An 11,876-nucleotide genomic window follows, 5' to 3' on the forward strand; every position below is an offset into this window, starting at 1 on the left:
TAAAAAATGAGATATGTTGCATATTTGGATATATTGGGTTTCAAGGAAACGCTTAAAAACCTAGAACATGATGATGCGATAAAATATATAAAAGATTTTGCTTCTCTTGTGTATAATAAGTTTTCAAAGGTAGAGTCAGATCGAAATATTAAAGGCTATATATTTAGTGATTCAATAATTCTGTATACAAATGATACCAAAGATGGATCTTTATCAGCCTTAATAAATTTAATTAGAGATATATGTAGAGATGAATTTGAAGTTAATAAAGTTCTACTTCGTGGTGGGCTTGCTCGAGGAGCTTTTGATAAAGTTCCAGCAAGTGAGCTTAAAGCTTTAGAAAAAGGATTAATAGTCGGAACGGCCTTTGTTGATGCTTATAGACTTGAAAGTTCAGCAAAGGTTATAGGGATAATGCTTTCTGACTATGTTAAAAATGATATGTCTCGATGTACCATGTATTCAAATATCAATAACTTGCTTAATTATATCGATATAGATTTTTTGTTTAAGAATAATAATCTTAGAGATTTTATTAAATTGGCATTTAATTCTGATTGGCGACCTCATTACTATAATACATTGTATTTTGTTATTAAGAATGAGCATAATAGTAATAAGGTGGAAAAATTATTTTCTGAAATTAAGAAGATATTAGAGGAATTAGATAGTAATCGAAATCTAGTTAGAACTTTTTGGGAGAAAGGTTTTAGTGAAAATGTTGAAGAAGATTTTCAATTGATATTACAAAAATATATTTAAAATTGTTATAGACTCTAGATAGAAGTATAATGGGTTATAGAAAAATATATCTATTAACTATAGGCTTTCTAAGCTCTTAAAAAGTCTACTGACAAAGAGTAGAAGATTATAGGGGGAATTTACTCTATAATCGGATTACTTTTCAGGTGATATGGTATATGTAGTTGATGAGGCCTAATATGAGCGATTTAGATTTTACTATTTGCTGTACAGTTATTTTCTTCAGCAAGAAGAGGGGAACTCCACCGAATTTGGATAATGGAAAGTATTGCCCTCATCTTGTTATAAAGGGCTCTGAACAGCGGTTAGGTGTAAACTTTATTGATGGTGAGGATGTTACCTTTGATAAACAAATAGTAGCTAATGCGTTACCACTTTATGAAACTGTAGATTATTCTGCTCTACAAGCAGGTACTGAGTTCTTTATCATGGAAGGCGGAAATATTGTTGGTGAAGGGATTGTAAAAGAAATCTTTCAACATAAATCGTATGGGAGTAAATAACTATGGGTTATAAAAATGTATGTATCAACTGCAGGCTCTCCTTGTCGGAGGGCACAAACTACGAGCTGTTTAATACCAATAAAACTTGTCCCACATGTAAAAGTAAGATGTACTTTGTGAACGAGAAGTTCAAAGCTCCTAAAAAATCTAATAATAAAGAATGGAAGATTATCGAGTATTTGTTGTTGAGCGGCTATGACTTCCGAAATCCTTATTGTGGACATGAGCAATGTATTTATTTTGAGTTCCCTAAGAACCTGCAAGAGGCAGAGGCGTTTATTCGTGAGATGCGAAAGTTAAAGTAATCATTTGAAGGAGCTTTTATGGCGATTACGTATACTGAAGAAAAAAATTTTACCCCTCAGCAAGTAGCAGATTTATTTCTATCTGTTCGTTGGGTAGTAGGCAAGTATCCTGACCGATTACATAAGGCTCTTATGAATTCATCTCGTGTGATTTCTGCATGGGATGGTGACCGTTTAGTTGGTCTTATTCGTGTCATGGATGATAGCGAGCTGGTGTGCTTCATCAATTATGTGCTAGTTCATCCTGAGTATCATGGCCGCGGTATTGCTGGTCATTTACTAGAAATGGTGAAAGAGGCTTACAAGTCTTACTTGTACATTAATGTTATGATTGGTGAAAGCAAGAATGCACCATTTTACGAGAAGCATGGGTTTAAGATAAAAGAGAATTCCTTGCCAATGCAATATCGGAATGTGCCTAAGTATACGAAAAGCTGATTGGTGGGATAATCCGTATAGAAAGTAACTGGTCAAATTGTTAATAAACGGCTACACGTTCATAGAGTTACGTGTAGCCTTTGTTGTGTAAACGGTATATACTAAAACCAATATGTAGACACGATGGAGAAGGATATGGATATGTTAATACGAAAAGCGACAACCGTTGATTTAGATTTGGTGACACATATAGAAGCAACTTGTTTTCCTCCTGCTGAGGCGGCGCCTCGTGAGGCTTTTAAGGAGCGATTAGCGCATTATGCAGGTCAGTTTTTAATTGCCTTTGACGGCGATACACCTATCGGTTTTATCGATGGTTTTGTAACGGATGACGAAGTCTTGACGGATGAGATGTTTGCTGATGCATCTATGCACAATCCTGATGGGGCATGGCAGATGATATTTGGTCTAAATACAATGCCAGCGTATCGCAATCGCGGTGTAGGGGGGCAGTTGATTGAGGCTTTCATAGAATTGGCCAAAGCAGAGAATCGAAAAGGCGTTATTTTAACATGTAAGGAAGAAAAGATTCATTATTACGCCAAGTTTGGCTTTGTAAATGAAGGGGAGTCTGTATCTGATCACGGCGGTGCTAAGTGGTATCAGATGCGTGTTGTGTTCTAGCCATATAATTAAATATAAAAGAAGAAGCTGAAATCTTGCAGATTAGCATTGATTTCAGCTTCTTTTTGTTGGGAAAATATTAAGTTTCTACAATTAAATTAATTTTAGACTATACGGATTTGCCTATTATTGTGTATACCAAAATCCATATGGTTAATTAAATAATTTCTTTAACCTGCGCCACGCCTTTATCGGTCAGCATATAGTACCCATTTGTTACGTACAACAAGCCTTGTTTCTTAAGATGTGTTGCGGCTTGGTGTGTATAGTCTGGTTTCCAGTTCAAGTGTTCGTGAATGGTGCCGATACCGTTTTCAATGGCCGCCACAGGTGTATTCATATGGGTATAGATGTGACAGAGCATCATCGTTTCTCGATAGTGACGACGTAAGTGACGTTGGCGACGATAGGTTGCAATATAGCCTGTCTTTGGCGTGCCAATAACGGCAATCAATAATGCGAGACCGATCGTTGTTGCGATAGTACCTGCAATGGATACGTCTAGGGTGAAAGCGACTTCTGTACCGATAACAGCACAGATAATGCCGATGATGATACTGCTAGTGAGCATGGCTTTCACAGAGTCCGTCCATAAATAAGCGATAACTGCGGGTCCAATCATGAGGCCGATAACGAGGATGGCGCCTACCGCTTGGAATGAAGCCACCACGGTGAGAGATACCATGGTCATGAGCACGTAGTGGATGAGGGCAGGCATGAAGCCGAAGAGCCCTGCTAATAGTGGATCGAAGGTAGATAGTTGCAATTCCTTGTAGAAGAGCATAACTAATACGAGGTTGATGACCGCTACCCCCAGGGAAATCCATAGTGAAACAGGACCTAGGTCGGTACCATTTAGAATCCATCTGTCGAACGGGGCAAACGCGATTTCCCCTAGAAGTGCCGTATCTACGTCAAGGTGTGCGTTGCCGCTGTAGAGACTGACGAGGATGATGGCAATAGAGAATAGAAGGGGGAAGATGATACCAATGGACGCGTCTTCGTTGACGAGGCCCGTGTTATGAAGCATCTCTGTAAGCCACACCGTTCCTACGCCGACTACGGTTGCCCCTACTAAAAGCAAGGGAGAGTTTAAGTCTTCCGTTACAAAGAAAGCGAGTACGATGCCGAGAAATACGGTATGCGTAATGGCGTCAGCCATCATGGACATGCGGCGCAGCACGAGGAATACACCAGGGATAGCGCACGAGATGGATACTGCGATGGCGATGAGTAAAATCTCTGTATGTACTGTCATGGGGCACCTCTTTTCCGGAATTGCCACAAGATGCCTCTATTAGGTGCAAATATGAGGCTCAATAGTACGATAACCGATAGAATGACGATGATCGCAGGTCCTGTAGGCAGTTTTTGTACTGTTGTACTCCAAAGGGTACCACCGATAGCAGATACCATGCCGAAACATCCTGCTAGTATACACATGGTACCTAGCTTGTTCGTCCACTGACGGGCCCCTACGGCCGGTGCAATGAGTAGGGAACTAATCAAGATAGCACCTACTGATTGAATGCCGATGATGATGGTCATGATCAATAGTGAACGATATAAAATGAGTGTAAAGGTGACGGGAATTTGCAAAGTTTTAGCGTATTCTACGTCAAAGGAAATGAGCTTTAGCTCTTTCCAAAATAAGGCTGTTAAAACGATAATGATGAGCGCTGCCGCCGATGTAATGTACACATCGCGAGCTAATATAGTGGCGGCCTGTCCAAATATAAATTTTGAAAGCCCCGCCTGACCTGCATTGTTTAGACTTTGAAGGTAGGTGAGTAGAACCATACCAAGACCAAAGAAAGCAGATAGTATAGTAGCTAGAGCACCATCGAATTTGATTTTACTATTTTCTACGGTGATGGTTATGAGCCACGCTGCGGCAATTGAGGAGAGGGCAGCACCGGTGATGAGCACCTCGATATCCTTTATGCCTGTCAGCAAGAACGCGATGACTACACCAGGCAGTGCCGCGTGGGAGAGGCCGTCACCGATGAGGCTTTCCTTGCGCAGTACTGCGAAGGTGCCTGCAATACCACTGGCAAGGCCCAAAAGAGCTGTGCCGAGCAATACCATCTGTGTCGTATAGGATTGGAGTATGGTCATACAATCCTCCCCTTGCCGTAGGTGCGCTCGATGGCTTCTTCGGTAAAGGTTTCTGCCACAGGACCATAGGCAACAGTTTGCTTATTGACCATCGTTACCCAGTCGAAATATTGAGGCACTGTATTTAAATCGTGATGTACGACGATCACCGTTTTGCCGCGCGCTTTCATTTCTTGTAAAAGAGAGATAATGGCGTGCTCCGTCGTTTTGTCGACGCCCTTGAAAGGCTCGTCCATGAGATAAATATCTGCCTCTTGTACGAGGGCTCTCGCGAGGAATACACGCTGTTGTTGGCCCCCTGAAAGTTGACGAATTTGTCTGTTTACATAGTCGCTCATGCCCATTTTTTCAATCATGGAGAGGGCGAGTTCCTTATCCTTTTTACTTGGTCGTTTGAACCAACCTAGATGACCATAGCGGCCCATGAGTACAACGTCTAATACGGTAGTAGGAAAGTCCCAGTCTACGCTACCGCTTTGAGGGACATAGGCGATTTTCTTGTAATCCTTTTTGTCCATCGCAAGGTGGTGGTCGATATAAAACTTAACACTACCAGAGATAACTGTTAATAGGCCTAACATGGCCTTTAATAATGTAGATTTGCCGGCCCCATTAGGGCCGACGATAGCCGCTAAGGAACCGATGGGCACCTTCATATCTACGTCCCATAATACGGGTTTTGTCGTATAGGCTACGGTCATATCTTCAACTTCAACGGCCCATTCCATGGAAACCTCCTTTTATCAATAAGTGCTACTAGCTGATATTGCTAGTAGCACTTGTACTTACAATAACAAAGTAAATTTAAAACTATCTAAGTCCTAAGTCCGAACTGTAACCAGACCTGTAAATTTACATTGTCGTATTTAATTAAGTTAATCAAATCATTGTTTATTTAAGTGCTTTAGCGATGGTATCGATATTGGCTTTTACCATACCGATATATGTGCCGCCTTCAGTGCCTTCAGAACCGAGGGAGTCGGAGTATAATTCGCCACCGATAGCAACGTTCCAGCCTTTAGCCTTAGCTGCTTCTTGAACGGCTTCAATTGTTTTGTGCGGTACAGAAGATTCTACGAAGATTGCTTTAATTTTGTGATCTACGATGAATTGAACAAGTTCATTTACATCTTGTGTGCCTGCTTCTGTAGCAGTACTAACACCTTGTAAACCTTTTACTTCAAAGCCATACGCGCGAGCAAAGTATTGGAAGGCATCGTGTGCTGTTACGAGAACGCGAGATTCTTTAGGAATTGATTCTGCTTGTGCTTTAACGTATGCATCTGTTTCATCTAATTTAGTGAGGTACGCATCATAGCGTTTTTTGAAATCCTCTTTGTGAGCTGGATCTGCTTTTGAAAGACCTTCATATACAGCCTTGGCTGCTAGTTTCCAGTTAGCTACATCGAACCAAATATGAGGATCTTTAGTTTTCACGCCATCTTCTTCGTCAAAGTCGAGTAGAGTAGCTGGATCAATGGCGTCAGATACGCGGATAGTAGCTTTATTTTGTTTTGTTAAATTGTCGAAAATAGAACCCATTTTACCTTCTAAGTGAACACCGTTGTACACTACAACATCTGCCTTAGACATAGTTGTTACATCGCCGGCGCTCGCTTGGTAGAGGTGAGGGTCTACGCCAGGCCCCATAAGACCTTGGACGGACACATGGTCACCGCCGATTTCTTTTACTAAATCGGTCAGCATCGTCGTAGTGGCGACGACGTTTAGTTTTTTAGAACCCTCTTGGGCCGTATCTTTGCCACAACCCACAAGTGCAAATATCATAATAACTAAAGAAAAAGCGAGTAATAGAGATTGTTTAATCTTCATAATAATCCTCCTATGATGTACATTCGTAATTTGGCTTTACCAGTATAGAAAAAAGCCGCTACTCATATAGCGGCTAAGGGAATATGGATGACTTTCTGCTAGATTACGGTCGTTTAATGCAGAAGAGCTTGTAGATGGTTTGGCCCTATGAGGGCTACAATACCAAGAACCATCATGACTTTCATTTGAATACGTTTTCTCCGTCTCATGATGAACCTCCTTATTATAATTTTTTGCCACATCAGTGAGATATGTTAATTCCGTTCATTTAAGTTATACTCAATATAACATAAATGAGAAAAATTATCAATAAAAAATATTCTTTAAATATTCATCTTTATTTAGTATTATATATAAAAAGATTAAAGCTACTAAGGAGGCTTATTATGAATAAACTTTTACGCTATACTGTTACAGCTGCACTTGTTGCATCGTTCAGCATGTTAGGCGATTATACAGCTGATGCAGCAAAATTTATAGAAGCACCAAGAGAGGTGACTATTGTTAAACCTGTAATGCCAACGATTCCTCCAAATATCGTAGTGGCAAAGGATATGCGCGTTCGCTTTTTGATTAATAAAAAAGGGAAGGTAGAGAATGTCTTTGTAGAACAATCCTCTGGCTATGCACCAGTTGATGAGGCTGTGAAAGCGGCTATTAAACAATGGGAGTTCACACCTGCTATTGGGGTGGATCAAAAAGCCCATGCCTCTATCATTGGTATGACTATTACCTTGCCAAAGGAAAATGCTCCTGTGAAGTCGGGTAATGGCACGTTGACTGTGAATAAAACGCAAACTGAGCAAACAGATAATAGTAAAAAAGCCAATTAAAGCAATTGAGAGTGAATAAGGAGAATGATGATGAGTAGTATATTGCGGCGTGTCGCATTAATGGCCCTAATCATGTCCACAACTGTGACCGTTTCTATGGCGGCACCGTATGAAGCACCTAAAGCTGTGTCTACTCCATCTTTGGATACTAGCGTATTACAGGGTTATTCTGGTGATGTTAATAGTGTAGGTGTGAGCTTTACTATTAATACGGATGGATCTGTATCTTCTGTACAATTACTAAACTCTACAGGTAATGATGGCGTAGATGCTGCTGTCTTAGAAACCGTTTTAAAATGGAAGTTTACTCCTGCTACAGATAGCAATGGCAATCCTGTAGCATCTTCTAAAACTGAATATATTGATTTTAGAAATTAATAGAAGGCACTCATACATTGTATGGGTGTCTTTTTATGTGCTGGTGAAAGTACTTACGGGTTTAATTATATTGGGGGAAAGTATTTTGTGAGTCAATTATCTTGGGAAATGTATCCACAGCAACTGAAAATTACTTTCAAAATGAATATAATAAATGTATATTTAATATAGTAATAATATATTGTATATACTAATAGTCTTTGACCCGTGGAGGTATAAGCGTATGAATCCATTACAGCAAAAGCTAGACATTAATAACGAACGGTACAGAATTATTGTATCTATTAAAGAGGATTATTTAGACGGTAAATTATCCTTGGAAGAGGGTAACCGTATTTTAAAAGAAAAGTTAGGCACTTGTACGCCTGACGAATTTGCTTATGCAGAGCAAAGTTTGAAAGGTATCTATAAGGATGAAGAAATACTAGACAAGATGGATGATTTGTTGAATTTATTTGACGGTGTATTAGTACGTGCCGAAAATGAGTACCCAGAGAATCATCCATTGTGGGCTTATTTAGAAGAAATTAATGCGGTTGAAAAGGTAGCTCTTGAAGCGGATGAATTGTTAAAACAAGATAAGTTTATTAAAAATCCTTGGCTTGGTGTTTTTGATTCCTTAGCAGAATGGCGTATCCATCTATCTCGTAAGCAAAATCAATTATATCCAATGTTAGAAAATCATGGGTTTGATCGTCCAACGCGGATTATGTGGACCTTTGATGATGGCGTTCGCGATTCTATCTCTTCATCCTACGCATTGCTTCGTGAAGATAAATATGAGGAGTTTTTAGCATCTGTTCCAGAAACACTGGCAAAGTTACGTGATTTGAACTCTAAGGAGTTAGAAGTTTTATTGCCAACATCCTTTAAACTATTAAGCGATGAAGAGTTTGTGCGCATGAGCAAAAATGACCATGAAATCGGTTATGCTATTATTAACGCACCAGGTTTATATGTCGTGCCAGGTATTAACGATTCCGCAGCCTCATTAAATGGAAATACTGCTGGTCATAATAGTGCAGTATCTAATGAGTTTCTAAATGATTTAGCAGGCTTATTATCTAAGTATGTAGGTCCTGTAGGTGGAGCACCAGTTGGTAAGGATACAGTCCTCGATGTGGCGACAGGCAAGTTGACCTTAGAGCAAATCAATTTGCTGTTCCGTCATCTTCCAGTAGACTTGTCTTATGTTGATGAAAATGAACTCGTTAAGTTTTACAGTGATACGCCACATCGTATATTCCCTCGCAGTGCCAATGTTATTGGTCGTGAAGTGAAGAATTGTCATCCTGCTAAGTCTGTTCATGTTGTAGAAGAAATCGTAGAGAAATTTCGTTCTGGTGAGCAAAACCAAGCTGAATTCTGGATCAATAAACCGGGATTGTTTATCTATGTTATCTACACGGCCGTGCGCGATGAAAATGGTAAATTCCGCGGTGTCTTAGAAATGATGCAAGATTGTACTCATATTCGTGAACTTGAAGGCTCTCGTACCTTGTTGACTTGGGATAAGACTGATTTTGTAGGAAATACAGATAATAATGGTAATGATAAATCCCTAGCTCAAGAGGCCGCAGAAGAGGTCGATGAAGAACCACTTACTACCGATGCAGATGGGAGATTCCATATCGATGCGAAGACAACATTATCTAATCTCATTAAACAAAGCCCGGATATCGTAGATTATTTGATTTCTTTAAATCCTAAATTCGAGAAATTAAAAACGCCTATGGTAAAAGTTATGGCTAAGGTGGCTACCATCAAGATGATTGCGGAGCGCGGTGATTTTGATGTAGATGATTTGATTGGTAAAATCGACGCATTTATTAATAAAAATAAAAAGTAACTCTCCTAGATAAATAAGAGGCGAGGTCGCGTGACCTTGCCTCATTTAATTTTGTTATTAGTCTAGTAATATAGGGTTTCCTTTGTTATTGTCGATGATACTTGAATAGACTTAGAGGGCTTACAATAGTTATCAATTTTTGTTATTACAAAATATGTTGCACTAATTCAAAATAAACATACAATAATTTACTTTTATTCATCTCTTTTGTGTATACAAATTTGGTTGAAAAAGGTAAAATAGAAAATAATGAAAGTGTTTGCAAAAATCATATTTTCATAAATTAATATACTTTTACAAGAGAAATTACTAAGATATTTAAAGGTGAGGATCTAGATACTATGTCGACAAGACGCGTTTGGAAGCAAAGTGAAATTAAAACAAACCCATTATTTTCTAAGATGCGCAGTACTATTGAAACTGCATTTTATGGAAACAATGTAACGCCTATTACATCTGTGGCACAAGCGTACCAATTTGCCACTGAAGAACCAGGTGTTATCGTCCTCGATATGCCTGTATATAAACCATGCGAGCAAGGTTTGCCAGCTGATGCAAAGGTACTAGTTACAAACGATGGTAAAACTACAGGTCGTTATGCAAAAGCTCGTCGCATTATTGGCGATGAAGGCATTGACGAAGTGGAACTTGCTAATATTGCACGTGATGCAGTCTATGATAGCCGTGGTAAAGAATGGATTTCTGCTGAAACTATCGTAGGTCTTGATAAAAAGTTCACAGCTCGTGCGCATTTGATGATTCCAAAAGACCATGCATCCATTTTGTATTCTTGGATTATGAACTTTAAGTTCTTTGATGCCGCTGTAAAAGAATTCTACAATGATAGTGTAGAAATTCCAGAAGGCGATATTTATATCTATTCTGATCCTGACTATGTGGTGCCAGGTCATCCAGGTGGGCTTGCTATTTTTGACCCAGCTCATAACTGCGCTATGATTCTTGGTATGCGCTACTTTGGGGAACATAAAAAAGGTACCCTTACATTGGCATGGTCCTTGGCAAATCGTTTCGACTATGTAGCATGCCACGGCGGTATGAAACGTTATAATCTTGAAAATGGTAAAAGCTACACTATCGGTGTATTTGGCTTGTCCGGTTCTGGTAAATCTACATTAACTCATGAAAAACATGATGGTCGTTATGATATTTCTATCTTGCATGACGATGCATATATCATCAATACTAATGACTTGAGTTCTATTGCTCTTGAACCTACATATTTCGACAAAATGCAAGACTATCCTGTGGAACATCCTGCTAATGAATTCTTGTTGACTCTACAAAATGTTGGCGTAACTATGGATGAGGATGGCCGTAAGGTTGTGTTGGCAGAAGATGTGCGTAATAATAATGGTCGCGCTATTAAATCTCAATTTTGGACAGATAATCGTGTAAACTACGTAGATCAACCAGTTAATGCCATTGTATGGCTTATGAAAGATAAAACTTTGCCACCAATCCTTAAAGTCGATGACCCTGTTTTGGCATCTACCATGGGTGCTACACTTGCGACACGTCGTTCGACAGCGGAAAAACTCGATGCTCACGTTGATCCAAATGCACTTGTTATCGAACCATATGCAAATCCATTCCGTACCTATCCATTGGTTCGTGATTATGAAAGCTACAAAAAATTGTTCTCTGAATGTGGCGTAGAATGTTACATCATGAACACAGGGTTCTTCTTGGAAAATAAAATTCCTAAAGAAGTGACTCTTGATTTGTTGGAACGCTTGGTAGAAGGCACATTGGACTTCAAACCATTTTATAAATATGAAAACCTTTCCTATGTAGAGGTTCCTGGTTTTGAACCACCATTCCAAGTGCGTGAATACCATCACCAATTGCACAAAGCTTTTGAGTTCCGCTATGACTATGTGGAAAATCTCAGAGACGGTAAAAATGAATTACCAGATGAAGTACTTGATGTACTAAAAACTTTAATGTAATACCTAAATACGGTGGCGGATAAAAAATCCTCCTCAAGCCGACACGCTACTGCGCTACGCGGAGCCCGAAGTCGTTTGAGGAGGATTTTTTTATCCTTACTCATTTAATAAATACATTAAAGTTTTTAGCACATTTGCGTTAGAGAAGCTACTGCGCTAAAGCGGAGCCCGAAGTTTTTTCCAGAGGGGCTATTTCTTTTCTGTATCTGTTTACATTAAGGTTTTTAGTGCATCGGTGTAGGGGGAGCTACTGGGCTAAAGCG

13 protein-coding genes are annotated in these 11,876 nt (G+C 39.5%); 9 read left to right on the top strand and 4 right to left on the bottom strand.

The genetic code is table 11. The features are described from left to right. Nucleotides 1–6 precede the first annotated feature (6 nt). From VEI_RS00495 to VEI_RS00515, 5 genes are all read left to right on the top strand, one after another. Nucleotides 7–762: a hypothetical protein gene (locus VEI_RS00495; RefSeq protein ID WP_059361164.1), complete on the top strand. Its 756-nt coding sequence runs from the start codon at nucleotides 7–9 to the stop codon at nucleotides 760–762. Between the two features lie 179 nt (nucleotides 763–941). Next, nucleotides 942–1,265 carry a hypothetical protein gene (locus VEI_RS00500; protein WP_059361166.1) on the top strand — a complete coding sequence of 108 codons (324 nt, stop codon included), beginning with the start codon at nucleotides 942–944 and terminating at the stop codon, nucleotides 1,263–1,265. 107 nt (nucleotides 1,266–1,372) lie between these two features. Next, nucleotides 1,373–1,570 (top strand): hypothetical protein, encoded by a 198-nt coding sequence (locus VEI_RS00505; protein ID WP_223209308.1) that lies wholly within the window; start codon nucleotides 1,373–1,375, stop codon nucleotides 1,568–1,570. 18 nt (nucleotides 1,571–1,588) lie between these two features. After that, entirely contained in the window at nucleotides 1,589–2,008 is a 420-nt protein-coding gene (locus VEI_RS00510; protein ID WP_059361170.1) for a GNAT family N-acetyltransferase, read from the top strand. 141 nt (nucleotides 2,009–2,149) lie between these two features. Next, entirely contained in the window at nucleotides 2,150–2,632 is a 483-nt protein-coding gene (locus tag VEI_RS00515) for a GNAT family N-acetyltransferase (protein ID WP_059361434.1), read from the top strand. A 157-nt stretch (nucleotides 2,633–2,789) separates the two neighbouring features. Here VEI_RS00515 and VEI_RS00520 read toward each other — a convergent pair whose 3' ends face one another. The 4 genes from VEI_RS00520 to VEI_RS00535 form a co-directional block, all read right to left on the bottom strand. Next, entirely contained in the window at nucleotides 2,790–3,890 is a 1,101-nt protein-coding gene (locus tag VEI_RS00520) for a metal ABC transporter permease (protein WP_059361172.1), read from the bottom strand. Next, on the bottom strand, nucleotides 3,887–4,750 hold the full coding sequence (locus tag VEI_RS00525; RefSeq protein WP_059361175.1) for a metal ABC transporter permease: 864 nt from the start codon (nucleotides 4,748–4,750) through the stop codon (nucleotides 3,887–3,889). The genes VEI_RS00520 and VEI_RS00525 overlap by 4 nt, the downstream gene beginning before the upstream one ends. Then, nucleotides 4,747–5,478, bottom strand: coding sequence for a metal ABC transporter ATP-binding protein (locus tag VEI_RS00530; protein ID WP_059361177.1), 732 nt, complete (start codon nucleotides 5,476–5,478; stop codon nucleotides 4,747–4,749). Before VEI_RS00530 ends, VEI_RS00525 begins: the two co-directional genes overlap by 4 nt. A gap of 163 nt (nucleotides 5,479–5,641) precedes the next feature. After that, complete coding sequence (locus VEI_RS00535) at nucleotides 5,642–6,583, bottom strand: metal ABC transporter solute-binding protein, Zn/Mn family (RefSeq protein WP_059361179.1); 942 nt, start codon at nucleotides 6,581–6,583, stop codon at nucleotides 5,642–5,644. A 386-nt stretch (nucleotides 6,584–6,969) separates the two neighbouring features. On the opposite strand from VEI_RS00535, the gene VEI_RS00540 reads away from it, so the two are divergent. The 4 genes from VEI_RS00540 to VEI_RS00555 all read left to right on the top strand — a co-directional run bounded on the left by VEI_RS00540 (nucleotide 6,970) and on the right by VEI_RS00555 (nucleotide 11,613). Next, nucleotides 6,970–7,416 (top strand): energy transducer TonB, encoded by a 447-nt coding sequence (locus VEI_RS00540; protein WP_059361181.1) that lies wholly within the window; start codon nucleotides 6,970–6,972, stop codon nucleotides 7,414–7,416. 30 nt (nucleotides 7,417–7,446) lie between these two features. Beyond that, nucleotides 7,447–7,794 (top strand): energy transducer TonB, encoded by a 348-nt coding sequence (locus VEI_RS00545; RefSeq protein WP_059361183.1) that lies wholly within the window; start codon nucleotides 7,447–7,449, stop codon nucleotides 7,792–7,794. A gap of 223 nt (nucleotides 7,795–8,017) precedes the next feature. After that, nucleotides 8,018–9,643 carry a PAS domain-containing protein gene (locus tag VEI_RS00550; RefSeq protein ID WP_059361186.1) on the top strand — a complete coding sequence of 542 codons (1,626 nt, stop codon included), beginning with the start codon at nucleotides 8,018–8,020 and terminating at the stop codon, nucleotides 9,641–9,643. Nucleotides 9,644–9,984: 341 nt separating this feature from the next. After that, nucleotides 9,985–11,613, top strand: coding sequence for a phosphoenolpyruvate carboxykinase (ATP) (locus VEI_RS00555; RefSeq protein WP_059361189.1), 1,629 nt, complete (start codon nucleotides 9,985–9,987; stop codon nucleotides 11,611–11,613). Nucleotides 11,614–11,876 lie beyond the last annotated feature (263 nt).

Source organism: Veillonella tobetsuensis (assembly GCF_001078375.1).
GTDB classification, from domain to species: Bacteria; Bacillota; Negativicutes; order Veillonellales; family Veillonellaceae; genus Veillonella; species Veillonella tobetsuensis.

What these genes read in the sequence shown, in the direction of transcription:
- VEI_RS00495 (WP_059361164.1), top strand. Translation starts at nt 7, where the DNA reads ATGAGATATGTTGCATATTTGGATATATTGGGTTTCAAGGAAACGCTT.
- VEI_RS00500 (WP_059361166.1), top strand. Translation starts at nt 942, where the DNA reads ATGAGCGATTTAGATTTTACTATTTGCTGTACAGTTATTTTCTTCAGC.
- VEI_RS00505 (WP_223209308.1), top strand. Translation starts at nt 1,373, where the DNA reads ATGTACTTTGTGAACGAGAAGTTCAAAGCTCCTAAAAAATCTAATAAT.
- VEI_RS00510 (WP_059361170.1), top strand. Translation starts at nt 1,589, where the DNA reads ATGGCGATTACGTATACTGAAGAAAAAAATTTTACCCCTCAGCAAGTA.
- VEI_RS00515 (WP_059361434.1), top strand. Translation starts at nt 2,150, where the DNA reads ATGTTAATACGAAAAGCGACAACCGTTGATTTAGATTTGGTGACACAT.
- VEI_RS00520 (WP_059361172.1), bottom strand. Translation starts at nt 3,890, where the DNA reads ATGACAGTACATACAGAGATTTTACTCATCGCCATCGCAGTATCCATC.
- VEI_RS00525 (WP_059361175.1), bottom strand. Translation starts at nt 4,750, where the DNA reads ATGACCATACTCCAATCCTATACGACACAGATGGTATTGCTCGGCACA.
- VEI_RS00530 (WP_059361177.1), bottom strand. Translation starts at nt 5,478, where the DNA reads ATGGAATGGGCCGTTGAAGTTGAAGATATGACCGTAGCCTATACGACA.
- VEI_RS00535 (WP_059361179.1), bottom strand. Translation starts at nt 6,583, where the DNA reads ATGAAGATTAAACAATCTCTATTACTCGCTTTTTCTTTAGTTATTATG.
- VEI_RS00540 (WP_059361181.1), top strand. Translation starts at nt 6,970, where the DNA reads ATGAATAAACTTTTACGCTATACTGTTACAGCTGCACTTGTTGCATCG.
- VEI_RS00545 (WP_059361183.1), top strand. Translation starts at nt 7,447, where the DNA reads ATGAGTAGTATATTGCGGCGTGTCGCATTAATGGCCCTAATCATGTCC.
- VEI_RS00550 (WP_059361186.1), top strand. Translation starts at nt 8,018, where the DNA reads ATGAATCCATTACAGCAAAAGCTAGACATTAATAACGAACGGTACAGA.
- VEI_RS00555 (WP_059361189.1), top strand. Translation starts at nt 9,985, where the DNA reads ATGTCGACAAGACGCGTTTGGAAGCAAAGTGAAATTAAAACAAACCCA.